The organism is Curtobacterium sp. GD1, from assembly GCF_020882855.1.
GTDB lineage: Bacteria > Actinomycetota > Actinomycetes > Actinomycetales > Microbacteriaceae > Curtobacterium.
Genome location: NZ_JAFEVQ010000020.1, coordinates 23,346 through 45,364, shown reverse-complemented (window position 1 = coordinate 45,364; position 22,019 = coordinate 23,346). Strand labels below are relative to the sequence as shown.

Below are 22,019 nucleotides of genomic sequence, written 5' to 3'. Positions count from 1 at the left end.
CAGGAGGACGACAGTAGTGCGACACGCCCGAGGTACACAAGTCGCCCCGGACGTGTCGCCGGTTCTCCACAGCCTGGAGGAACGGCGGGCGTCCTCCACAGCGGGGTACGCCCGCCTGATGGTCGGGCCCAGGGCGCGGGCAGGCTGGGAGCATGACCGAGCGGACCCGAGACACCCCTGACGTGATCGACGACGAGGAGCGCACCGACGGCTACGCACCGCTCCGGTCCTACGGCGCGATCGGCGACGGTCGGACGGTGGCGCTCGTCGCACGGGACGGCCGGATCGACTGGCTGCCCATCCCCTCGATGGACTCGCCGCCGGTCTTCGCGAGCATCCTCGACGCCGAGCACGGCGGACACATCGCCCTCCGGCCGGTCGACGCCGACGCCGAGGTCGCGCGCGAGTACCTGCCGGGCACGAACGTGCTCGTCACCACCTGGACCACGCGGTCGGGCTCCGTGACCGTGACCGACGCGATGGTGACCGGCGTCGCGGGACGCCTGCCCTGGGCCGAGGTCGCCCGGTGCGTGCAGGGTGTCGACGGCACGGTCGAGATGGAGTGGGCGGTGGTGCCGGGGACCCTGCTCAACACGGCCGAACCGCGACGTCTCGACACCGCGAACGGCGCCGTGATCGGCATCGACGGCATCACGATCGCCATCGTCGAGCAGGGCTTCGAGCCCGTGCACGACGACGGGCCCCGGTTCTCCGGCCGCTTCACCACGGCCGATGGCTCGAAGCACATCCTGACCATCGTCGGGACCCACGACGAGCCGATCTTCATGCCCCGGCCGGAGAGCGCGCTCCAGGCGATGGACCGGACGATCGACAACTGGGCGACCTGGTCGGAGGAGTTCTCGTACGACGGGCCGTGGGCCGAGCCGGTGCAGCGGAGCGCCCTCGCCCTCAAGCTGCTCATCTTCTCGCCGACCGGCGCGATCGCAGCGGCTCCGACGACGAGCCTGCCCGAGGACCGCACCGGCGGCAAGAACTGGGACTACCGGTTCGCCTGGGTGCGCGACCTGTCGTACACGGTGCACGCGCTGACCCGCTTCGGGCTGCGCGAGGAGACCCACGCCGCGGTGTCCTGGGTGATGCGCACGATCGCCGAGCACGACGAGGACATGCCGATCTTCTACGAGCTCGACGGCTCGAAGAGCGACGGCGTCGAGGAGCGCGACGTCCCCGGCTGGAACGGCATCGGCCCCGTGACCATCGGGAACCGCGCCGGCGACCAGCTGCAGCTCGGGGTGTGGGGCGACGTCTTCGAGATCCTGCGCCAGTACGTCCGCGCCGGCAACGTCCTCGACCGGAAGACCGCGGCCGTCCTGCAGGAGCTCGCCGACGACGCCTGCCACCGGTGGGAGGAGCCGGACTCGGGCATGTGGGAGCTCCAGGACACGCAGCACTACGTCTCGAGCAAGATCGGCTGCTGGCAGGCGCTCGACGCCGCGGCCGAGCTGCACGAGGCCGGGATGATCGACGGGCCGCGCGACAAGTGGATCGAGAACCGCGAGCTCATCGAGCAGTGGGTCGCCGAGCACGGGTGGGACGAGGAACGCGGGTACTACGTGATGTACCCGGGCTCCGACAAGCTCGACACGTCGATCCTGCTGCACGCGATGAGCGCCTTCGACCGGGGTCCCCGCATGGAGTCGACCATCCGGGCGATCGAGGAGCAGCTGCAGCACGGCCCGCTCGTGTACCGGTACTCGGGCATGGAGTCCGAGGAGTCGCCGTTCGTGGCGTGCTCGTTCTGGCTCGCTGCCGCGATGGCCTGCGTCGGACGGGTCGACGACGCCCGCGACCTCATGGACGAGATGGTGGAGCAGGCGAACGACGTCGGCATGTTCAGCGAGATGATCAGCGAGGACGGCACGTTCATGGGCAACATCCCGCAGGGGCTGTCGCACCTGGCGCTCATCCAGGCAGCGCTCACGATCGAGGAGGTCGCTGGCGAGGAGCGCTCCGGGGAGTGATCATGGAGGGGTCATGAACGACGTCGATGCACGCATGGACCGGTTGCGACGGGCCGCCCGCTACCGGTACCAGCAGCTCGTGGACAGCGAGATCGAACGCGGCTCCCTCGACCCCGACGAGGTGCGCGAGGAGCGTCGGCTCCTGAAGGCCGCCGACGTCGCGGCGCACGCTCGGGCCCAGATCGAGGAGGCCGAGCGTCGGGGTGTCTTCGAGGGCAACCCGTACCACGGCAAGCGGCTCCCGGGGAACGACGGACGCCACGACCCCGACTGGTGGATCAAGGCGAAGATCGAGCGCGAGGAGATCACCGGGATCGCCCCGCCCGCCCTGGCGCTGCGGAAGGAGGACGCCGAGCTCGACGAGCACCTCGACGCCCTCTCCGCCGAGGCCGACGTCCGTGCCGTGCTCGACGACTTCAACGCCCGCGTGAAGGAGGCCCGCCGGCAGCTCCTCGGTGGGCCGCCGGTGGTGACGCCGCTCCGAGACGTCGAGACCGAGGTCGCCGGCTGGCGAGCGCGTCGGCAGGAGCGACTGGCGACCGAGGCGCAGGTGGCCGCGGACCGGGCCGCTGCCGAGGCGGACCGACCACGGCGGTGGTGGCGCCGACGTCGGTGAGGTGATCCGCGCCTCCTGGACCGCCCCCGGACACGGGAACGACCGCAGCACCGCGCTCGTGGCGCGGTGCTGCGGTCGTCCCTGGCGTGGAAGCGTTACTTGATCTTGGCGGTGATGGTGGCGGTGCCGACGAGGAGGCCGGACTTCACGGCGTCGGTCTTGAAGGTGCTGTTGAGCAGCTTCGCGGCGTCACCCGAGACGTGCACCGTGGTGCCGGTCAGGATCGCGTTGTCACCCTCGAGCTGCAGCGGCTTGAGCGTGCCACCGTGCAGCGAGAACAGGTACGCGTTGTTCACCGCGACCTTGCCGTTGACCAGCACGTCACCGTAGAGCTTGGACGAGCCCGGGTTCACGACGAAGTTCTCCAGCGTGACCGTCGTCTCACCCGCGGTGAGGGTCAGACCCGAGTCGTCGTGGTTCAGCAGACCCTGCACGTACGGACGGTAGTCACCGTCCGGCGACCAGTACGTGACCGAACCGGACGTGATCGGGAACGACACGGACCCGTCGGCGAGCTTGGCGTCACCGGAGACACCCGGGGTCAGCTTCAGCGCGGTCAGGGCGTCGGTGAAGCCGGAGTCGAGCTTCACGGCGGTGTCGCCACCGAGGACCTCGGGCACCGACGCGACGGGGCCGGGGATCTTCGACGAGGACGACGACACGGTGTGCACCGACGGGGTCGAGGCCTGCGCCGAGGTGATGCCGAACGCGGCACCACCCAGCACGAGCGCACCCGTCGTGGCGAGCGTGATGGAGGTCTTCAGGGACTTGCGCATGGGTTGGGTCCTTTGCTGTCTCGGGGGCTCCGGCCGGTGGCGACGTGCTCCTGTGCACGCGCCGTGCTGTGTGCTTGCTGTGGCCCGGCCGTTCGTGACCGGAGAGCGCCCTGGGCGTTTGCCCTTGTGACATGCATTCGGCACCCCCTGCCGAACGGTTTGGAAGTTTTTCTGGGATTCCCCCGCGACCGCCTCCGTACCGTGGGGGCATGGCCCCCGCATCCCCCTCGAGCACCGACCGGATCCGCGCGATCGACGCCTGGTGGCGCGCCGCGAACTACCTCACCGTCGGGCAGATCTACCTGCTCGACAACCCGCTGCTCGACCGCTCGATCACGCCGGACGACGTGAAGCCCCGGCTGCTCGGACACTGGGGCACCTCGCCGGCGCTCAACCTCGTCTACGCGCACTGCAACGCGCTCATCGCCGAGACGGACCGGCAGCTCCTGTACATCTGCGGGCCCGGTCACGGCGGTCCCGCGATGAACGCGAACGCGCTGCTCGACGGCACGTGGGGCGAGCTCTACCCGGACATCACGCCGGACCCGGACGGGCTGCGGCAGTTCTTCCGGCAGTTCTCCTTCCCCGGTGGGATCCCCTCGCACGCGGCGCCCGAGACCCCGGGGTCGATCAACGAGGGCGGCGAGCTCGGCTACTCCCTCGCGCACGCGTACGGAGCGGCACTCGACAACCCGGACCTCGTCGTCGCCTGCGTCGTCGGCGACGGTGAGGCCGAGACCGGGCCGCTCGCCGGGTCCTGGCAGGCGCACACGTTCCTCGACCCGGTGTCGGACGGCGCCGTGCTGCCGATCCTCAACCTGAACGGGTGGAAGATCGCGAACCCGACGGTCCTCGCACGCATCCCGCACGACGACCTGCACGCCTACTTCCGTGGGCTCGGGTACGAGCCGATCGTGGTCGACTCCGCCCGCGTCGACGACGACCCGTTCGCCGTGCACGCCCTGTTCGACGGTGCGCTCCGGCGTGCACTCGCGACGATCGACGACATCCAGGCCGCGGCCCGCGCCCAGGCGGAGCGAGCGGCCGCCGGGCAGCCGGCCGGTGCTGCGGACCTCCGACCGCGCTGGCCGATGATCATCCTCCGCACGCCCAAGGGCTGGACCGGCCCGAAGGTCGTCGACGGCCAGCAGGTCGAGGGGACCTTCCGCGCCCACCAGGTCCCCCTGCCCGCCGTCCGCGAGGACGACGACCACCGCCGGCAGCTCGAGGAGTGGATGCGGTCCTACCGCCCCGAGGAGCTGTTCGACGACGACGGCCAGCCGATCGGCATCCTCACCACCATCCGGCCCACCGGCGACCTGCGGATGAGTGCGACCCCGCACGCGAACGGCGGCCGGCTCCGCACCGCACTCGACCGCCCCGGGCTCGAGGAGTTCGGCGTCCCCGTGGGCGAGGACGCGAGCGCCACCGGCACGCTCGGCCCCTGGCTCGCCGCACTCATCCAGCGGAACCCCTCGTCCTTCCGGCTCTTCGGCCCGGACGAGACGGTGTCGAACAAGCTCGACGCGGTCTTCGACGTGACGTCGCGCGTCTGGCGTGCCCAGCGTGGCGTCGGGGACGAGCACCTCGGCGCACACGGCCGGGTCACCGAAGTGCTGTCCGAGCACCTGCTCGAGGGGATGCTCGAGGGCTACGTGCTGAGCGGCCGCCACGGCGTCCTCAACACCTACGAGGCGTTCGCACACATCATCGACTCGATGGTCGGCCAGTACGCGAAGTGGCTCGAGTCCTCGACGGACATCGACTGGCGGGCACCCGTCTCGAACCTGTCGATCCTGCTGTCGTCGCACGTCTGGCGCCAGGACCACAACGGCTTCTCGCACCAGGACCCGGGGTTCCTCGACGTCGTCGCGTCGAAGCAGCAGGACCTCGTCCGCATCAAGCTGCCGGCCGACGCGAACACCCTGCTCGCCGTCGCCGCGCACGCCCTGGAGACGACCGACCGCATCGAGGTGATCGTCGCCGGCAAGCACCCCGAGCCGGTGTTCCTGTCGCTGCCCGACGCGGTCGAGCACGTCGCCGCGGGGCTCGGGGTCTGGGCCTGGGCCGGCACCGAGGAGACCGTCGGCCGCGTCGACGTCGTGCTCGCCTGCGCCGGTGACGTCCCCACCGTCGAGGCCGTGGCCGCCGCGGACATCATCCGCCAGCACGCTCCCGAGGTCGGCGTCCGTGTCGTGAACGTCGTGGACCTGCTGTCCATCGGCGACCCCCGGAAGCACGAGCACCCGGTCCCCGACGAGCGCTACGACGAACTGTTCCTGCCCGGCACCCCGACCGTCTTCGCGTTCCACGGGTACCCGTCCCTCGTGCACCAGCTCACCTACCGCCGGAACGGCCACGACGACCTGCACGTGCACGGGTTCCTCGAGCAGGGCACGACGACGACCCCGTTCGACATGCTCATGCGAAACGAGATGGACCGGTTCGCGCTCGCGCACGACGCCCTGACCCGGGTGGACGCGTCGGCGCACGACGCGCTGCGCACGCGGCTGTCCGAGGCCCGCACGGCGGCCCGCGAGTACGCGTACACGAAGGGCGAGGACCACCCGAGCGTCGGTGCGTGGCGGTTCTCGGGGTGGCCGCAGGACGAGGCGGCATCGGAGGGCACGGGCGGCGACCCGGGCGAGGGGGAGACCGAGGGGGCCGCGCCCGGCAACTGACGCGCGTCCGCGCACTCCTCCACATCCAGGAGGCGCGGATCACGTTCCACAGGACCGGTCACGCTCGGCGCGTGGCCGGTCCTGTCGCGTCAGGGTGGTCGGCATGGATACAGGCTGGACGAGCGCGAGCGTGTCGTTGCTCAGCGCCCTGGTGGCGGTCGCGAGCGTGGTGGTGACGGTGGTCGAGGGGCGTCGGGCGCGGCGGAATACAGAGTTCTTGGGGCATCGGGACCACTGGTGGCAGCGTTGGTCGTGGGTGGTCGAGCGGGCGTTGTCGGCCGATGAGCGGCGCCGTGATGCGGCCGCTCTGATGACCGATGCCCTGATGACCCGGACCTGGGTCACCGACGACGACAAGTGGGTCGAGCGCGCGCTCGACGACCACGAGACGACCGCCGCGCGACGGCTCCGCGGCAGAGAGGAACGACCCGACGATGATCTCGGATGAAGACGACGCGTCCTTCAAGGCCCGACTCGACCGGATGGAACGCCGGACCCCCAGCCTGCTCGCGCACCCGCACTACGGGCCGCTCGTCCGTGCGGCCGGTGACCTCGAACGACTCGCGGAGATGCGGATCGAGTGGCGCGAACGACAGGAACGGGCACGAGCACGGAAGCTCCGGTGGGAGGCCTCGATCAGCGAGGGCTGACCGAGCACCGCGCTGCCGGTGGCACGCTGGACGGGTGAGCGACCTCGTCATCCCGGCCCCGACCCTCCCGACCGTCCCCACCACGACCGGCGGACGCTTCCCCGTCCGGCGGGTGTTCTGCGTGGGCCGCAACTACGCCGCGCACGCACGCGAGATGGGCCACGACCCGGACCGCGAGCCGCCGTTCTTCTTCACGAAGCCGGGGGGCGCGGTGGTGACCGACGACGCGGACACCCCGTACCCGTCCGTCACCGAGCGCCTCGAGCACGAGGTCGAGCTCGTCGTGGCGATCGGTCGCGGCGGAACGGACATCCCGGTCGACACGGCCCTCGACCACGTCTGGGGCTACGCCGTCGGGATCGACCTCACGCGGCGCGACCTGCAGGCCGAGGCGAAGCGGCTCGGCCGCCCGTGGGACACCGCCAAGGGCTTCGACGCCTCGGCCCCGGTCGGCGCGATCGTCCCCGCAGCCGACGTCGACCCGACCTCTGGCACGATCGAGCTGCGGGTGGGCGGCGAGTTCCGACAGTCCGGGGACCTCGCCGACCAGATCTGGTCCGTCGCCGAGACCATCGCGGAGCTCTCGCGGTTCGTGTCCCTCGCGCCGGGCGACCTCCTGTTCACCGGCACGCCGGACGGTGTCGGGGTCCTCGCCCGCGGGGACCTCCTCGAGGGCTCGATCGCCGGCGTGGGCTCGGTCCGGACCGTGATCGTGTGACCCCACGCGTTTCCCCCGTGTGTCGGCGGCCTGGGAGGGCTCGCAGCACCACCGAGTAGCAATGTCTCGACGCCGCTGCGGGGTGCGCGGTGTCGCCACACTGGGGACACCCGACCGCGACGGGGCGGGGCGGCGTGTCCGGAGAACGGAGGTGCCGCCGTGCAGGAACACGACCTGCTCGCGACGTCCTGGACATGGGCCGGGACCGAACCGATCGGCGAGCGCATCGACGCCGTCGGTGCTGCCGGTTTCGCCGGACTCTCGCTGTCGCTCGGTGACCTGCACGAGGTGCGGGCGACGATCGGGTTCGCCGCCCTCCGCCGCATGCTCGACGGTGCGGGGATCGTCTGGGTCCAGCTGGGACCGCTCGAACGCTGGTGGACCTGCTCGAACCACACCACCGACCAGGACGCCGACCGCGGTGTGGTGCTCGAGGCCGCCGCGACCCTGAGCGCCTGGCAGGTCGTCGCGCGTGCGGACGTCACGCTGCCCGGCGTCTCGCCGTCCGCCATGGTCGACGACTGGAACGAACTGGCCGGGCAGGCCGCGAAGGTCGGTGCGCAGCTCGTCCTCGAGCCCGAGCCGTGGTCGAACCTGCCGACGGTGGAGCGCGCGTCCCGGTTCGTCACCGCCGCCGGTCACCCGAACGGCGGGCTCCTGGTCGACGTGATGCACGCACTGCGCGGCGGGTCCACGCTCGCCTCCATCCGCGAGGGCGTCGCGCCGGCGTCGCTCGCCGCGGTCGAGCTGAGCGACGGTCTGCTCCACACGCCGGCGGGCATGACCCTCGCCGAGGAGGCCCGCGAAGCTCGCCACCTGCCCGGCGCCGGCGCCTGGGACGTCCCGGGGTTCGTCCGCACCGTGCGCGACCTCGGGTTCGACGAGCCGTGGGGCGTCGAGGTGCGGACGGCAGCACACCGGGCGATGCCGATCGGGGACGCCCTCCGGACCGCTGCCGCGGCGACCCGGGCGGTGCTCGACGCCGCCGACGCCTTCGGGACGCCCGCCGTCCCCGCGATGCCGACGACCCCGGCGCCGACCTCGGCGGTGGACTTCGAGCCGCCGGCAGCTCCCCCGCCGAGCGACCGTCGCCGCGACGCCGACTCAGGAGCTCCGGCGTAGCGTCACCGGCATGACCGACCAGCCAGCACACGACGACGACCTGCTCCGCCGCTCCCAGGAGTCCATCGACGAGGCGAAGGCGGCTGCGGCCGAGGTGGTCGAACCGGACGAGGACGACCTTATCGACGAGGACCTCCCGGTCGCCGACGACGCCGAGCCCGCCGACGGTCCCGCGCCCGCTCCCTGAGTTCCCCCGGCTGGCGGTCGCCGGCGCTCAGTCGATCTCGACGACCCGCACGGTGACGTCCGACGGTCGACGTCCCAGCGACGCCGTCCCCTCGGCGACCACCGCGTCGCGGACGTTCCGGACGAGCCCGAGCGTCGGGACCCGCCGGTCCGTCGTCACGACCACGCGGATCCGGGCGCCCTCGCGTCGGTCCTGCACGAGGACCGCGCCACCGTCTCGGGGCAGGTCGAGCACCGAGTGGACGTCGCGGACGAGCGTGGCGAGGTTCGGCCCCGGTGGCAGCACCGAATGGACCCCGGGGACCCCGAGCACGACCGCGGTCAGTCCGCGCGAGACACTGCGCACGTCGTCGGTCACGGTCGTCCTCCCTCGATGAGGTCCGCCACCCGCACCACGAGCGACCGCACCACGAAGGGTGCGTGCGCCGCGAGCGCGTCCTCGATGATCGACCGGAGTGCCTCGGCGCGGAGGTGCACCGGCCCGTCGGCGCTCGCGGCGATCGACACCTCGACGTCGACCGATCCGCCGGCCGTCCCGACGTCGCCCGTGAACCGGGTCCGGCGGACGACCACGCCGGGTACCTCGTCGCCGAGAGCCCGCACGAGTCCGCGGAGTGCGCCTTCGGTCACGACGAGCGTCGACGCGGGGTCGTCGTCCGGGACGGGGATGTCCCGCCCCGCGTGCGCCGTCGTCCGCACCGACGCGAGCACGCTGGCGATCCAACCGGCGTCGGCCCCGGCGGCCTCCGCGGCCTCGGCGTCGAGCAGGTCCCGCGAGGCCGTCCGCAGCGACTCGAGCCGCACCAACGCGGCGGCCGCGTCGGGGTCGCCCTCGATGTCCGGCCGCGCCGGGGTGCGGTCGGTGTCCAGGTAGTCGGAGAGTTCCTCGAGGGTGAACGCGCCGAACCGTTCGTCGTCGGTCATCGCCACCCCTCCATCTGCTCGAGGACACGACGTCGTGCCCGCGCCAGCACCCCGCGCACGGTCGCCTGCGGCATCCCCGTCGCCTCGGCGATCTCGGCGTACGACGCCCCACCGATCTCCCGCATCACCCAGACGGCACGGTGCGCGTCCGGGAGTGCCTGCACGATACGCGCGAGTTCCTGGACCTGCAGCCGCGTGCTGACGACCTCGTCGACGGGGCGGTCGTCGGCCGAGTCGACCACCGCTTCGAGGTCCAGGTGTGGATGCCGCCGACGGAGGCGGTCGAGCGCCTTGTTCGCCGCGATCCGGAACAGCCAGTTCCGCACACGGTCGGGGTCGTCCACCCGGTCGATGCGCTGCCAGGCCTGGAGCGCCGCCTCCTGCACGGCGTCCTCGGCCTCGCCGTCGCCGTGTCCGAGGATCCGAGCGGCGTAGGCGCGCATGTGCGGGCCGTAGCGGCGGATCAGCACCCCGAACGCGACCGTGTCGCCGTCGGCGCTGCGCGCGACGAGGGAGGCGTCCGACAGGGACGCCAGGGCGTCAGCGTCGCTCAGGGTCGGCTCCTCGTCGATTTTCTTCGGTTCTCGCGTGACGATCGCGGTCGTCGTCACGTCTTACGTACGGGTCTACCAGGAGCGCGGTGCGTGCCTGGTGCGAAGCGCGTCGTGACCGGTCATCCCTGAACGACCGGTCACGGCGCCCCGACGGCGGCCCGTGCGTCCCCTGATCCGGCGCACGGGCCGTCTTCTCCCCCAGCCCGCGGCGTCGGTGGTCGATCACCACGCGGAGCGAACACCGCGTGGACCGTCGTCCCCGACCTACTCGTCGACCTCGTCACCGAGGAAGTCCGCGTAGGTCACCTCGGACTCCGTCACCGCGACCCCCGGGTCCACGGGTGTGCGCGCCGATCGGTCCCCTGCGATCGTGACTCGTTCCTCCGCGGTGAACGGGGGCAGGTACTTGCTCGCGCTCATGCTCGCGCCCTTTCGTCCCGGCGAACGTAACAGCCCGTACCGGAATCCCGGGGGATCACCCCCGATTCGTCCCCCGGTCGAGGGTGGAACGGGGGACGGAAGTTCGCCCCGGGCTGACCCCATGCGGATGCATGCTCACGATTCCCGGACGACGTCCCCAGGGTCCTTGTCCACCCGCCACCCGCGCCACGAGGGCTGTCGCAACCGGCCGTCCGAGGTCCACTCGGCGAACTCGACCTCCCCAACGCGCTTCGGCGTCACCCAGTGCGCGTCGCGGGCATCGGGCCGTGGGACGTCGACGAACGGCGAGGTCTTCCGCTCGAGCGCGGCGAGCGTCGCACCGATCTCGTCGAGGTCGCGGTCGCGGAAGCCGGTGCCGACCTTCCCGATGTACTCGAGCCCGTCCGGCCCCGGGACGCCGAGGAGCAGCGAGCCGACCCCACCCGCACGCCGACCACTCCCCGGCTTCCACCCGCCGACCACGACCTCCTGCGTGGCGTGGTGCTTCAGCTTGAGCCACGCCTCCGATCGCCGACCCTCGGCGTACTTCGACGTCCGCTTCTTCGCGACGACCCCTTCGAGTCCCTGCTCCGCCGAGTCCGCCATCGCCCGGGCGAGGTCGCCCTGGTACGCAGGCGGGACGTCGATCGCGCCGCCCGGTTCGACCACCGTCTCGAGCGCCAGGCGACGCGCGTCGTACCCGAGGCGGGTGAGCTCGTGCCCGTCCGCCTCGAGCACGTCGAAGAGCAGCAGCCGGACCGGCGTCTCCCGCCGTGCCGCCTCGACCTCGCGCGACTTCGTCAGTCCCATCCGGTTCTGCAGCAGCTGGAAGGAGGGCCGCCCCCGATCGTCGAGGGCCACGATCTCGCCGTCGAACACGCCGTCCACCCCGGCGCGGTCGCCGAGTTCCTGGAGCTCGGGGTACTGCACCGTCAGGTCGTTGTCGTTGCGGCTGCGGAGTGTCACCGAACCGTCCCGGACGGTCGCGAGCGCGCGGATGCCGTCCCACTTCATCTCGAACGCCCAGTCCGACTCGTCCAGCGTCGGCTCGCCCTTCGCGAGGGTCGCCTGCATCGTGCGGCGATCAGCCGGAGCGGTGTCCGACGCGGCCGTCCGGTCGATGCGCGCGGTCGGGTCGCCGCCGGCGGGTGCGGGCCGGGAGGCACGGCTCGTCCCCGCCCCGTCCCCGCCGTCCGCCAGGCGGTCCGGCTGGTCCTTCGTGCGGTGGATGAGCCAGTTCTTCTCGTCGCCGTCGCGCCCACGACCCCGCCCGCGGGTGTGCAGCAGCGCCAGTCGGCGAGCGCCCCCGGTCCGGCCGTGCAGCGTGACGATGACCTCTTCGCCCTCGCGCCACTTCTCGAGCTCGTACGTGCCGTCGTCCCAGATCGTGACCGTGCCGCCGCCGTACTCGTCCTTCGGGATCGTGCCTTCGAACGCGCCGTACTCGAGCGGGTGGTCCTCGGTCTGCACCGCCAGGTGGTTCTTCCCCGGATCCGTGGGTTCACCCTTCGGCAGCGCCCAGCTGACCAGGACCCCGTCGTGCTCGAGCCGGAAGTCGTAGTGGTCGCGCGTGGCGTGGTGTTCCTGGATGACGAACGTCGGGGTGCCGTCCTTCCGCACCGTCGGCGCGTCCTCGGGCACGGGTTCCGGGGTCTTCGACGCGTCGCGCTTGGCGCGGTACGCGGCGAGCCGGTCGCGCGCGGGCTGCTCCGCGTCGTTCGCCTGCTGGGTCCGGTCGCTGTCCCAGTGACCGTGGTCGTCCCGTCCGACCGCCAACGAGGCGGAGGCGACCGGGTGCAGGTGGTCGCCCCGTTCCTCCAGGCGTTCGAGGACCTCGTCCAGGGTGAGCTGCGCGAGCCCGCGTTCGGTGAGTTCCTTCCAGGTGCGCGGCGCGGCGACCGTCGGCCGGTCACGGCCGCGCAGGGAGTACGGCGCGATCGTCGTCTTGTTGCCGTTGTTCTGCGACCAGTCGACGAACACCTTGCCCGTCCGCTCCGCCCGGCTCATCGAGGAGAGCACGAGGTCCGGCAGGTCCTGCTCGAGCGCCTTCGCGAGTTCGTGCGCCACCTCGGAGACGTGTGCTGTGGAGGCCCCGCCGTCGAGCGCGGCGTAGAGGTGGATGCCCTTCGACCCGGACGTGACCGGGTACGGGTCCAGCCCCATGCCGTGCAGGATCTCGCGCGCTGCGAGGGCGACCTCGACGCACTCGGGCAGCCCGACGCCGTCGCCGGGGTCGAGGTCCAGGACGAGCCGGTCCGGGTTCTGCTGCCCGCCGCGGGGGCCGAACCGCCACTGCGGCACGTGCAGCTCCAGCGCGGCCTGCTGCGCCATCCACACGAGGGTCGGCAGGTCGTCGATGATCGGGTACTCGTTGTCGTGCTCGGCGTGGTGGATGGTGTGGTGCCGGACCCAGTCGGGCGCGGAGTCCGGCAGGTTCTTCTCGAAGAACACCTTGCCGTCGACGCCGTTCGCCCAGCGCTTCCGGGTCACGGGGCGGTCCTTCACGTGCGGGATCATCCACGGTGCGACCCGCTCGTAGTACTCGATCACGCGTCCCTTGGTGGTGCCGGTCTCCGGGTAGAGCACCTTGTCGGTGTTCGTCAGGGCGATGCGGCGGTCCCCCACCAGGACCACGGTCTTGCGCGAGGTCGGACTCACAGCGCCACCCCGGTCGCCCCCGCCACCGTGAGGGTCGTCCCCGACGTGTACGACGACTCGGGGCCGGCCAGGTACACGTACGCGCTGCCGAGCTCGACCGGCTGTGCAGGTCGACCGAAGGGCGTGTCCTGCCCGTAGGCGGCGATCTCGTCGCCCGGGTAGCTGATCGGCTGCAGCGGCGTCCACACCGGGCCCGGGACGACGGTGTTCGCCCGGATCCCCTTCGCCGCGAGCTGCCGCGCCAGCCCGTTCGTGTACGTGATGATGGCGGCCTTCGTCGCCGCGTAGTCGATCATCCGGTCCTGCGGTTGGTACGCGGACACCGAGCTCGTCGTGACGATCGCACTGCCGGGCGCCATGTGCGGAACGGCCGCACGCACCAGCCAGAACAGCGAGTACAGGTTGACCTTCATCGTGCGGTCGAAGTCCTCGGTCGACTGCTCCGTCACGTCGTCGTGGACCTTCTGGTGGCCGGCGACGAGGACCAGCGCGTCGAGCCCCCCGAGCTCGCTGACCGCGTCGCGCACGAGTGTGTCGCAGAACCCCTCGTCGGTCAGGTCGCCGGGGAGCAGCACGGCCTTCCGCCCGAGGTCGCCCACGATGTCCCGCACGGCTTCGAGGTCGTCGCGTTCCTCGGGCAGGGCGTTCAGGGCGACGTCCGCGCCCTCCTTCGCCATCGCGATCGCCGCTGCCCGTCCGATGCCCGAATCGGCCCCGGTGACGAGCACGCGGTAGCCAGGCATGCGGCCCGTGCCGAGGTAGCTCGTCTCGCCGTGGTCCGGTGCCGGGTCCATCGCGCTCGCCAGTCCGGATCCCTGCTGCGTCTGGGCCGGGAAGGGCGGACGGGGGAACTGGTCGCGCGGGTCCTGCTTGTCGAGCTGGCTCATGCGCCCATGGTGCTCGCGCCGCGGCCACCGCGGTTCAGCGAAGCGGGATCTGTGGAGAACCCGTCCGCTCAGGCACTCTGTGCCATCGCGCGGACCTCGACCCGCCGGACCTTCCCGGTCGACGCACGCGGGAGGTCCCGCACGATGAAGACCTCCACCGGGCGGCGGAACCGTGCGAGCTCGGCCTCGGCACGCTCGAGGAGTGCCGCGTGCAGCACGGCGGCGTCGGTGTCGCAGTCCGGCCGGACGACGACGTAGGCGACCGGGACGCTGCCGAGCACCTCGTGCGGGCGGGGGACGACCACCGCCTCGAGCACCCGCGGGTCCCCGAGCAGGACGTCCTCGACCTCGGCCGGGTAGACCTTCTCACCGCCGCGGTTGATGACGTCGTCCGCACGCCCGACGAGCCAGACCCACCCGTCCTCCGAGACGTGGCCGAGGTCACCCGTGCAGAGCCAGCCGTCGGCGTCGAACCGCTCGGCCGCGCGTCCGCAGAGGTACGACCGGACGATCCCCGCGCCGCGGACCCACAGCGACCCGACGTCGCCCGCGGGCAGCACGTTGCCGTGTTCGTCCCGCACCTGCACCTCGGAGCCGACCGGGACGCCGACGCTGCCCGGTCGGGCCGGCGCACCGAGCGGGGTGGCCGCGATCTGCGACGCGCCCTCGGTCATCCCCCAGCTGACCACCAGCGGCACGTTGCCGAGTGCTGCACGGACGGGTTCCGGGAGCGGAGCGGACGCACTGCGGACGAACCGGAGGCCCGGCGGGAACACGAGTGGTCCGGTCTTGACGAGGACCGCGAGGATCGCCGGCACGGCGTTGAGCCAGGTCACCCGGCGCTCGGCGAGGAGTTCCCAGAACCCGGTGCGGTGGAAGCGACGATCGAGCACGAGGGTCGCCCCGGCGACGAGGGTCGCCAGCAGCCCGACGACCTCGGCGTTCACGTGCGAGAGCGGGAGCGAGTTGAAGCCGCGGTCGGACGGCGTGAGGCCGTTGTGCTGTGCGACCTGCCGTGCGACGAAGAGGAGCTGCGTCTCGGGCATCTCGACCCCCTTCGGCGTGCCGGTCGAACCCGAGGTGAAGAGCACCGCCGACCCTTCCCCCGGTGCGTCCAGGTCGCTGCCGGGGACGGGACCGCGCACCACGTGCACCGGGCCGAAGTCCCTGCCGACCCGCGCCGCCGGGACCCCGTCGAGTGCGGAACGTTCCTCGCGGTCGGACACGACGAGCGACGCCCCGCCGATGAGCGATCCCAGCCGGGCCACCTCGGACGCCGGCTGCCCCGGGTCCACCGGGACGGACCGACGCCCGGTCGCGATCGCGGCGAGGTGGACCACGGCGAACGACAGCGGGTCGCCGAGGTCGACCAGGACGGCGCCCGACGGGGCGATGCCCAGGCCGTCGAAGACCCGCTCCCAGGCGCTCACGGCGCGGGCGAGCGTCTCGTGGTCGAGCACCCGGTCGGACCGTGCGTCCTCGAGGTAGGGGTGGGCCGGGGTCGCGCGGGTACGCTCGGCGATCAGGGCACGGAGGGTCAGCTCGCGGCTCACCGGGACACCGTCTCGGTCGTCGCGGCCGCTGCGCCGCCGACGACGACGGTGCCGTCGACCATGCGCACGCGCTTCGGGTGCATGAACCAGGCGACGACGATCGCCGCGGCGAGCAGGCCCATCGAGAGCCCGAACGGCGCGACCCAGCCGGAGGCGTCGATGAGGACGCCGAACGCGATCGGCGAGACGACGCCGGCGATGCCGAACCCGGTGTTCATGAGCCCGGACGCGGCACCGGACCACTGGGGCGCGACGTCCATCGGGATGGCCCAGAGGTTGGCGTTGCAGAGCTCGAGGAAGAAGAACGACAGCGTGAGCGCCACGGTCGCGACGAGGAGGCTCTGCGCGAAGAGCAGCGGGGTGAGGCAGAGGAGGGCGCCGCCGAGGCCGATGACGAGGATGACGCGTCGCGCGTGCCGGACGTCCCCGCCCCGTGCGACGATCCGGTCGCTGAGCATGCCGCCGACCGTGTCGCCCACGACACCCGCGAGCAGGATGATCGACGTGTACAGCGCGAAGCCGCCGATGCCGAGACCGTACGTGTCGCTGAGGAACGTCGGGAGCCAGGTCAGGAACACCCAGAGCGTCCAGCCGTAGCCGAAGTCGACGAACGTGACGGGGAGGATCTGCGGCACGAGCTGCTTCCACGGGGTCTTCACGCGGTCCCCCGCACCGGCGGGGGTGTGCAGCTCCCCGAGCTCCGAGAGCTCCTGGGACGTCATCTTCGGGTGGTCCGCCGGGCGGTCCCGGAACACGACCCACCAGAGCCCGGCCCAGATCACGCTGAGCGCGGCGACGACGAGGAACGAGCTGCGCCAGCCCGCCACGATGATGAGCCCGGCGACGATGAGCGGCGCGAGTGCGTTGCCGAGGCGGGCCGCCGAGTGCGTGATGCCCTGTGCGAAGCCGTTCCGGTCGATCGGGATCCACTTGCTCATCGCCTGGGTGGCGGTGGGGAACGCGGCCGCCTCGGTCAGCCCGAGCAGCAGTCGCGCACCGATCAGCGACATGAGTCCGACGCTGAAGCCCGTCAGCAGGGTCGCGACGCCCCACAGCACCGCGACGATCGCGAGCATCTTGCGCGGTCCGATGCGACCGCCGATCGCACCCCCGAAGATCTGGAGGAACGCGTACGGCAGCGCGAACGCCGCGACGACGTAGCCGGCCATGGTGTCCGTGAGGCCCAGGTCGTCCTTGATGTAGGGCAGGGCGGTGGAGATGTTGGTCCGGTCGATGTAGGCGATCGCGTACATGACGCAGAGCATGAGCAGGACGCGGCCGCGGACTCGGCGGCGCATCGGGCTGGGGCGGAGAGCGGTCATGAGGCACCTTTCGCGATCGAACGTCATATTCAGTATTTCACATGACAACAAGAATCGCACACGTGCAGGTCCCGACGGGCATCATGTGCCCATGAGGTCGATCTGGAAGGGCTCCATCGCGTTCGGGCTCGTCAACGTGCCGATCAAGGTCTACGCGGCGACCGAGACGCACGACGTGTCGCTGCACCAGGTCCACGACGAGGACAAGGGCCGCATCCGGTACAAGCGCGTCTGCGAGTTCGGCCACGAGGTCGAGTACGCCGACATCCAGCGCGCCTACGACGACGGCGACAAGACGGTGGTGCTCACCGCCGACGACTTCAAGCAGCTCCCCGAGGAGCAGTCGCACGAGATCGAGGTCCTCGAGTTCGTCCCCGTCGACCAGGTCGACCCGATGATGTTCGAGAAGTCCTACTACCTCGAGCCCGACTCCCGCTCCCCCAAGGCGTACGTGCTCCTGCGCGAGACCCTCGCGAAGACCGACCGGCTGGCGATCGTGCAGTTCACGCTCCGGCAGAAGACCCGGCTCGGCGTCCTGCGGGTGAACGACGACGTGATCCTGCTGCAGGGGCTGCTCTGGGGCGACGAGGTCCGTGCCGCCGACTTCAAGGGGCTCGACGCAGCGGTGAAGGTCAGCGCGAACGAGCTGAAGATGTCGTCGTCGCTCGTCGACAGCATGTCCACGGACTTCGACCCCGACCGCTACACCGACGCCTACCAGGTGGAGCTGCAGCAGCTCATCGACGCGAAGCTGGAGTCCGGCGACGACATCGACACCGAGAAGACCTTCGGTGAGCGCTCCGAGGACGACGATGATGACGAGGGTGGCGACGTCATCGACCTGATGGCCGCCCTGCGCGCGTCGGTGGACAAGAAGCGGTCCGGGTCGGGAGGCACGGGGTCACGTTCCCGGAGCGGGTCCCGTTCCACGAAGCAGGACTCCACGGCCGACGAGTCACCGGAGAAGGCCCCGGCCGAGAAGGCACCCGCGAAGAAGGCACCCGCGAAGAAGACCCCCGCGAAGAAGACCCCCGCGAAGAAGCCGGCCGCCAAGAAGCAGGCCAGCTAGCCGGACCGCGCGACACGAGCAGGAAACACGCGTCGGCCAGACTTGACGCATGACTCCAGAAGAGCCTGGGGCCTTGTCGTCGCCACCCGCGACCGATGGCCCGCCCGTCACCGTCTCCATCACACGACTCGTCGAACCCGAACGGATCCCCGACGTCACCCGCTGGGTGCAGTCCGGCGTGAACCTCGCCAACCGCTACCCGGGCTTCCTCGGCTCGGGCTGGGTCCGCTCGCACGCGACGAGCCGTGAGTGGCACATGCTCTACCGGTTCGCCGACCACGACTCCCTCGCCACGTGGGAGAACTCCGACGACCGGCTGCGGTGGCTCGACCTCGGCCGTGACCTCGTGGTGGAGTCCCGCGTCGAGAAGCGCACCGGGATCGAGGGGTGGTTCGACGCACCGGCCGATGCCCCGGCGTCGAGCGCACCGCCGCGGTGGAAGCAGGCCGTGAGCATCTGGCTGGGGTTCTTCCCGGTCAACCTGGCGTTCACCTACCTCGTCGGCTGGCTCGTCCCCGCGTTCGGCGCACTCCCCGTGCTGCCGCGCGTGCTCGTCACGACGCTCGTGCTCACGCCGATCATGACGTTCTGGGTGCTGCCGTTCGTCACGCGGATGATCCGCCCGTGGCTCCTCGCACCGCCGAGGAACGGCTAGCCGAGCACCGACAGCTGGTCGAGCCGCTCGAGGATCACGCCCTCGCGGAGCGCCCACGGGCAGATCTCGAGCGCCGGCAGGTCGAAGATGTCCAGGCAGGCCTCGGCGACGAGGGCTCCCGGCACCACCTGGTGTGCTCGGCTCGGCGACACCCCGGGGAGCTCGGCCAGCTCGGCGACCGACATCGTCAGGAGCGCCGGCAGCTTCGCGCGGAGCACGTCGCCGTCGAGCGCGCGCGGCACGAGCGGCCCAGCACCCGAGGGCGCCGCGCCGCAGATCCGTGCGATCGACCGGAACGTCTTCGAGGTCGCCACGGCACGGTCCGGCCGCCCGGCGCGCAGCAGCAGCCCGGCGTCGCGGGCGATCTCCACCCGGATCTCGTGCCGGATCCGGCGCACGTCGTCCTCGGTCGGGGTCCCCGCCGCGAAGTACGACCGGGCGAGCCGCGCGGCGCCGATCGGCATCGACCACGCGACGTCGGGCGCTTCGTCCGCTCCGCCGGCGATCTCGAGCGACCCACCGCCGATGTCGAACACGGCCAGGCGACCGGCGGACCACCCGAACCACCGCCGCACGGCGAGGAACGTCAAGCGCGCCTCGTCTCCGCCGGACAGCACGGCGAGCTCGACGCCGGTCGCCCGTTCGACGTGGGCGAGCACCGCGTCGGAGTTCACGGCGTCGCGGACGGCCGAGGTCGCGAACGCGAGCATGTCCTCGCACCCGCGGTCCTCGGCGACGCGGACGGCGTCGGCGACGAACGAGGTCAGGGCGTCGACGCCCGCCTCCGTCACCGCGCCGGCGTCGTCGAGGTGCTCGGCGAGGCGCAACGGTTGCTTGAACGACGACGCCGGCAGCGGGGCGGCACCGCCGTGGGCGTCCACCACGAGCAGGTGGCCGGTGTTGGACCCGATGTCGAGGACTCCCACGCGCATGCCACAACGCTAGTGGCCCCGCCGGACGGGCACGGCCCGGGAGGCGCGGTTCAGCCCCGCAGGAACGACTCCAGTTCCGCGGTGGTCGGGTACGACGCCTGCGCGCCCGCCTTCGTCGCGGCGTACGCCCCGACACCGACCGCGAACCGCGCGGCCTCGACCAGCGGGTCCCCGGCGGCGAGGCGGAGCGCCACCGCACCCATGAACGCGTCGCCGCAGCCCGTGGTGTCCACCGGGTCGACCCGGACGGCGTCGATCGACACCGGCTCGGCGTCACCGTCGTGCACGACGCAGCCCGAGCCACCACGGGTCACGATCGACCGTCGGACACCGTGCTCCCCGAGCTCGGCGGCCTCGTGCTCGTTGACGAGCAGGACGTCGGTCAGCTCGAGCAGCTCCGCCGGGACGGCACCGAACGGGGACAGGTTCGTGAGCACCGTGACCCCGGCGGCGTGCGCTGCGCGGGCGGCGGCCAGGACGACGTCGATCGAGACCTCGAGGCAGAGACCGAGCACGCCGGCACCGTCGAGGGCATCGGCGGGGACGTCGTGCGGGGTCAGCGTGCCGTTCGCGCCGGCGGAGATCACGATGGTGTTCTCCCCTGCGCGGTCGACCGTGATGACGGCGGTGCCGGTGGCCACGCCCTCCCGGACGGCGACGTGCGTCGTGTCGACACCCGCCGCCGCGACGGAGTCGCGCAGCAGTCGACCGTTCCCGTCGTCGCCGACCGCGCCGATCATGCGCACGGTGCCCCCGAGCCTCCCGGCAGCAACCGCCTGGTTGGCGGACTTGCCGCCTGGCAGGATCGCGAGGTCGGACCCCTGGAGGGTCTCACCGGGCTTCGGGAAGCGCTCCGTGCGGACCACCAGGTCCGCGTTGAGGCTCCCCACGACGACGATGCCGGTCATGCGGCGGCTCCTGTCTCGGCCGAGGCCGGGCGCGGGATGAGGAAGGACGTGGCGAGTGCCGCGCAGGTGATCACGGCACCGAGCAGCATGCCACCGGAGTACCCGGCGGTGCCCGCGGACCCGCCGGTCCCGAGCGCGATCTGCAGGGCCGGCAGGACGGCGAAGCTGATGCCGGCACCGAGGTTGAACGCACCGGCGTTGAGGCCGGGCAGGAAGCCGGGGTTCGACTCCGGCGAGAGCACGATGCCGAGCCCGTTCAGGATGATGTTCGCGATGCCGGCGTAGGTGATGCCGATCAGCACGGTCGCGGCGATGAGCACCGGCAGCGAGTGCACGCCGACGAACGCCATGACGAGCGTCGCGACGATGCTCCCGACCAGGCCGACGCGCAGCACGGCGCGGTAGCCGAGGGTCGGCGCGAGCCGGCCGGCGAAGGGTCCGACGATCCAGCCGACCAGCGCGTACGGGGTGAGGAACGCGAGCGAGGCGAGGTCGGCCTCCATGCCGAAGCCCGCGTCCGGGTTCTGCGCGAGGCTCGTGACGAGGCCGTTCACGACCGCGAACACGCCCGTCATGGTGAGCAGGGTCGTGACGAGCAACGCCCAGGTCGCACGGCGCTTGAGGAACCGTGTCTCGACGAGGGGCTCGCGCACCCGCGACTCGACCGCCCAGAAGACGCCGAAGGCCACGAGGGCGAGGACGATGCCACCGACCACGAGGCCCCAGTTGGCGGCTGCGAGCTTGCCCGCCTCGTTGAACGCGGTGAGCAGTGCGCCGACGCTGACGACGAGCGGCAGGACACCCCACCAGTCCATGCGGGTGCCGGCCGACGGCTTCGACTCGACGCCCCACGCAGCGACCATCAGCGCCGCGACGACGGTGACGATCGCGATGACCCAGAAGATCCCGCGGAACCCGAAGTGCGTCGCGATCCACCCACCGGCGAGCGCGTCGACGCCCGCGATGCCGCCGTTCACCGCGGTGAGCAGGCCGAGGGCGGCGCCGTAGCGCTTCGGGTCGGCGATCTCGTTGCGGAGGATGAGCAGGCCGATCGGGACGACCGGGCCGGTGACGCCCTGGATCATGCGACCGACGAACAGCATCGGGACGTTGACCGCGAGCGCCGCCACGATGCTGCCGACGAGCATCACCGCGAGCATGCCGAGCAGGACGCGCTTGCGGCCGACGATGTCGGACAGGCGCGGCAGGAACAGCGAGAACAGCGCCGCCAGGGTGAAGAACAGCGTCTGCGACAGGCCGATCGTGGCGTCGTCGGTGTGCAGCTCGCGGGCCATCGTGACCAGGGCGGGGCTGAGCATGCTCGCGTTCAGCTGGAACGCGATGCAGGCTGCGAGGAGTGCGGCGGTGAGGGCGCCGATCGACTTCTTCGTCGATGTGGTGGTCAT

General features: G+C 71.7%; 22 protein-coding genes. 10 read left to right on the top strand and 12 right to left on the bottom strand.

Annotated elements, in window-relative coordinates; all coding sequences use genetic code 11:
* Positions 1–152 precede the first annotated feature (152 nt).
* Both JSX79_RS12295 and JSX79_RS12290 read left to right on the top strand, forming a co-directional pair.
* Positions 153–1,982: a glycoside hydrolase family 15 protein gene (locus JSX79_RS12295; protein WP_229086521.1), complete on the top strand. Its 1,830-nt coding sequence runs from the start codon at positions 153–155 to the stop codon at positions 1,980–1,982.
* A 13-nt stretch (positions 1,983–1,995) separates the two neighbouring features.
* A complete protein-coding gene (locus tag JSX79_RS12290) occupies positions 1,996–2,598 on the top strand; it encodes a DUF1992 domain-containing protein (RefSeq protein WP_071295559.1) in 603 nt (200 codons plus the stop codon).
* A gap of 95 nt (positions 2,599–2,693) precedes the next feature.
* Here JSX79_RS12290 and JSX79_RS12285 read toward each other — a convergent pair whose 3' ends face one another.
* Positions 2,694–3,374 (bottom strand): hypothetical protein, encoded by a 681-nt coding sequence (locus JSX79_RS12285; RefSeq protein WP_070417182.1) that lies wholly within the window; start codon positions 3,372–3,374, stop codon positions 2,694–2,696.
* A gap of 209 nt (positions 3,375–3,583) precedes the next feature.
* Between JSX79_RS12285 and JSX79_RS12280 the strand changes: the two genes are divergently transcribed.
* From JSX79_RS12280 to JSX79_RS12255, 6 genes are all read left to right on the top strand, one after another.
* Positions 3,584–6,055, top strand: coding sequence for a phosphoketolase (locus JSX79_RS12280; protein WP_229086520.1), 2,472 nt, complete (start codon positions 3,584–3,586; stop codon positions 6,053–6,055).
* 130 nt (positions 6,056–6,185) lie between these two features.
* Positions 6,186–6,503 (top strand): hypothetical protein, encoded by a 318-nt coding sequence (locus JSX79_RS12275; protein WP_229086519.1) that lies wholly within the window; start codon positions 6,186–6,188, stop codon positions 6,501–6,503.
* Positions 6,490–6,705 carry a hypothetical protein gene (locus JSX79_RS12270; RefSeq protein WP_229086518.1) on the top strand — a complete coding sequence of 72 codons (216 nt, stop codon included), beginning with the start codon at positions 6,490–6,492 and terminating at the stop codon, positions 6,703–6,705. Before JSX79_RS12275 ends, JSX79_RS12270 begins: the two co-directional genes overlap by 14 nt.
* 34 nt (positions 6,706–6,739) lie before the next feature.
* Positions 6,740–7,423: a fumarylacetoacetate hydrolase family protein gene (locus JSX79_RS12265; protein WP_229086517.1), complete on the top strand. Its 684-nt coding sequence runs from the start codon at positions 6,740–6,742 to the stop codon at positions 7,421–7,423.
* Positions 7,424–7,582: 159 nt separating this feature from the next.
* Complete coding sequence (locus JSX79_RS12260) at positions 7,583–8,545, top strand: sugar phosphate isomerase/epimerase (protein WP_229086516.1); 963 nt, start codon at positions 7,583–7,585, stop codon at positions 8,543–8,545.
* Between the two features lie 10 nt (positions 8,546–8,555).
* The gene (locus tag JSX79_RS12255) at positions 8,556–8,732 is read left to right on the top strand and encodes a hypothetical protein (protein WP_156794789.1); all 177 of its coding nucleotides are present in this window, start codon (positions 8,556–8,558) and stop codon (positions 8,730–8,732) included.
* Between the two features lie 27 nt (positions 8,733–8,759).
* Here JSX79_RS12255 and JSX79_RS12250 read toward each other — a convergent pair whose 3' ends face one another.
* The 8 genes from JSX79_RS12250 to JSX79_RS12215 form a co-directional block, all read right to left on the bottom strand.
* Positions 8,760–9,089, bottom strand: a complete 330-nt coding sequence (locus JSX79_RS12250; protein WP_229086515.1) for a hypothetical protein — start codon at positions 9,087–9,089, stop codon at positions 8,760–8,762.
* Positions 9,086–9,655 (bottom strand): hypothetical protein, encoded by a 570-nt coding sequence (locus JSX79_RS12245; RefSeq protein WP_229086514.1) that lies wholly within the window; start codon positions 9,653–9,655, stop codon positions 9,086–9,088. Before JSX79_RS12245 ends, JSX79_RS12250 begins: the two co-directional genes overlap by 4 nt.
* The gene (locus tag JSX79_RS12240) at positions 9,652–10,266 is read right to left on the bottom strand and encodes an RNA polymerase sigma factor (protein WP_229086513.1); all 615 of its coding nucleotides are present in this window, start codon (positions 10,264–10,266) and stop codon (positions 9,652–9,654) included. The genes JSX79_RS12245 and JSX79_RS12240 overlap by 4 nt, the downstream gene beginning before the upstream one ends.
* Positions 10,267–10,473: 207 nt before the next feature.
* Positions 10,474–10,629, bottom strand: coding sequence for a hypothetical protein (locus JSX79_RS12235; RefSeq protein WP_175473746.1), 156 nt, complete (start codon positions 10,627–10,629; stop codon positions 10,474–10,476).
* A gap of 135 nt (positions 10,630–10,764) precedes the next feature.
* A complete protein-coding gene (locus JSX79_RS12230) occupies positions 10,765–13,287 on the bottom strand; it encodes an ATP-dependent DNA ligase (protein WP_229086512.1) in 2,523 nt (840 codons plus the stop codon).
* Positions 13,284–14,174 carry an SDR family oxidoreductase gene (locus JSX79_RS12225; RefSeq protein ID WP_092388240.1) on the bottom strand — a complete coding sequence of 297 codons (891 nt, stop codon included), beginning with the start codon at positions 14,172–14,174 and terminating at the stop codon, positions 13,284–13,286. Before JSX79_RS12225 ends, JSX79_RS12230 begins: the two co-directional genes overlap by 4 nt.
* A 68-nt stretch (positions 14,175–14,242) precedes the next feature.
* The gene (locus JSX79_RS12220; protein ID WP_229086511.1) at positions 14,243–15,727 is read right to left on the bottom strand and encodes a class I adenylate-forming enzyme family protein; all 1,485 of its coding nucleotides are present in this window, start codon (positions 15,725–15,727) and stop codon (positions 14,243–14,245) included.
* Positions 15,724–17,049: an MFS transporter gene (locus JSX79_RS12215; RefSeq protein ID WP_229086510.1), complete on the bottom strand. Its 1,326-nt coding sequence runs from the start codon at positions 17,047–17,049 to the stop codon at positions 15,724–15,726. The genes JSX79_RS12220 and JSX79_RS12215 overlap by 4 nt, the downstream gene beginning before the upstream one ends.
* A 91-nt stretch (positions 17,050–17,140) precedes the next feature.
* On the opposite strand from JSX79_RS12215, the gene JSX79_RS12210 reads away from it, so the two are divergent.
* Both JSX79_RS12210 and JSX79_RS12205 read left to right on the top strand, forming a co-directional pair.
* Entirely contained in the window at positions 17,141–18,118 is a 978-nt protein-coding gene (locus JSX79_RS12210) for a Ku protein (RefSeq protein WP_229086509.1), read from the top strand.
* A gap of 49 nt (positions 18,119–18,167) precedes the next feature.
* Positions 18,168–18,773: an antibiotic biosynthesis monooxygenase gene (locus tag JSX79_RS12205; protein WP_071296587.1), complete on the top strand. Its 606-nt coding sequence runs from the start codon at positions 18,168–18,170 to the stop codon at positions 18,771–18,773.
* Here the strand turns inward: JSX79_RS12205 and JSX79_RS12200 are convergent.
* From JSX79_RS12200 to JSX79_RS12190, 3 genes are read right to left on the bottom strand one after another with little or no spacing between them, the layout of a single operon-like run.
* Positions 18,770–19,705, bottom strand: coding sequence for a Ppx/GppA phosphatase family protein (locus JSX79_RS12200; RefSeq protein ID WP_071296586.1), 936 nt, complete (start codon positions 19,703–19,705; stop codon positions 18,770–18,772). The genes JSX79_RS12205 and JSX79_RS12200 overlap by 4 nt on opposite strands.
* 50 nt (positions 19,706–19,755) lie before the next feature.
* Positions 19,756–20,613, bottom strand: coding sequence for a ribokinase (locus tag JSX79_RS12195; RefSeq protein ID WP_229086507.1), 858 nt, complete (start codon positions 20,611–20,613; stop codon positions 19,756–19,758).
* Positions 20,610–22,019, bottom strand: coding sequence for an MFS transporter (locus JSX79_RS12190; protein WP_092388224.1), 1,410 nt, complete (start codon positions 22,017–22,019; stop codon positions 20,610–20,612). Before JSX79_RS12190 ends, JSX79_RS12195 begins: the two co-directional genes overlap by 4 nt.

Excerpts from the sequence above, each read along its gene's own strand:
- JSX79_RS12295 (WP_229086521.1), top strand. The coding sequence starts at position 153 with ATGACCGAGCGGACCCGAGACACCCCTGACGTGATCGACGACGAGGAG.
- JSX79_RS12290 (WP_071295559.1), top strand. The coding sequence starts at position 1,996 with ATGAACGACGTCGATGCACGCATGGACCGGTTGCGACGGGCCGCCCGC.
- JSX79_RS12285 (WP_070417182.1), bottom strand. The coding sequence starts at position 3,374 with ATGCGCAAGTCCCTGAAGACCTCCATCACGCTCGCCACGACGGGTGCG.
- JSX79_RS12280 (WP_229086520.1), top strand. The coding sequence starts at position 3,584 with ATGGCCCCCGCATCCCCCTCGAGCACCGACCGGATCCGCGCGATCGAC.
- JSX79_RS12270 (WP_229086518.1), top strand. The coding sequence starts at position 6,490 with ATGATCTCGGATGAAGACGACGCGTCCTTCAAGGCCCGACTCGACCGG.
- JSX79_RS12255 (WP_156794789.1), top strand. The coding sequence starts at position 8,556 with ATGACCGACCAGCCAGCACACGACGACGACCTGCTCCGCCGCTCCCAG.
- JSX79_RS12245 (WP_229086514.1), bottom strand. The coding sequence starts at position 9,655 with ATGACCGACGACGAACGGTTCGGCGCGTTCACCCTCGAGGAACTCTCC.
- JSX79_RS12235 (WP_175473746.1), bottom strand. The coding sequence starts at position 10,629 with ATGAGCGCGAGCAAGTACCTGCCCCCGTTCACCGCGGAGGAACGAGTC.
- JSX79_RS12225 (WP_092388240.1), bottom strand. The coding sequence starts at position 14,174 with ATGAGCCAGCTCGACAAGCAGGACCCGCGCGACCAGTTCCCCCGTCCG.
- JSX79_RS12215 (WP_229086510.1), bottom strand. The coding sequence starts at position 17,049 with ATGACCGCTCTCCGCCCCAGCCCGATGCGCCGCCGAGTCCGCGGCCGC.
- JSX79_RS12210 (WP_229086509.1), top strand. The coding sequence starts at position 17,141 with ATGAGGTCGATCTGGAAGGGCTCCATCGCGTTCGGGCTCGTCAACGTG.
- JSX79_RS12205 (WP_071296587.1), top strand. The coding sequence starts at position 18,168 with ATGACTCCAGAAGAGCCTGGGGCCTTGTCGTCGCCACCCGCGACCGAT.
- JSX79_RS12200 (WP_071296586.1), bottom strand. The coding sequence starts at position 19,705 with ATGCGCGTGGGAGTCCTCGACATCGGGTCCAACACCGGCCACCTGCTC.
- JSX79_RS12195 (WP_229086507.1), bottom strand. The coding sequence starts at position 20,613 with ATGACCGGCATCGTCGTCGTGGGGAGCCTCAACGCGGACCTGGTGGTC.
- JSX79_RS12190 (WP_092388224.1), bottom strand. The coding sequence starts at position 22,019 with ATGACCACCACATCGACGAAGAAGTCGATCGGCGCCCTCACCGCCGCA.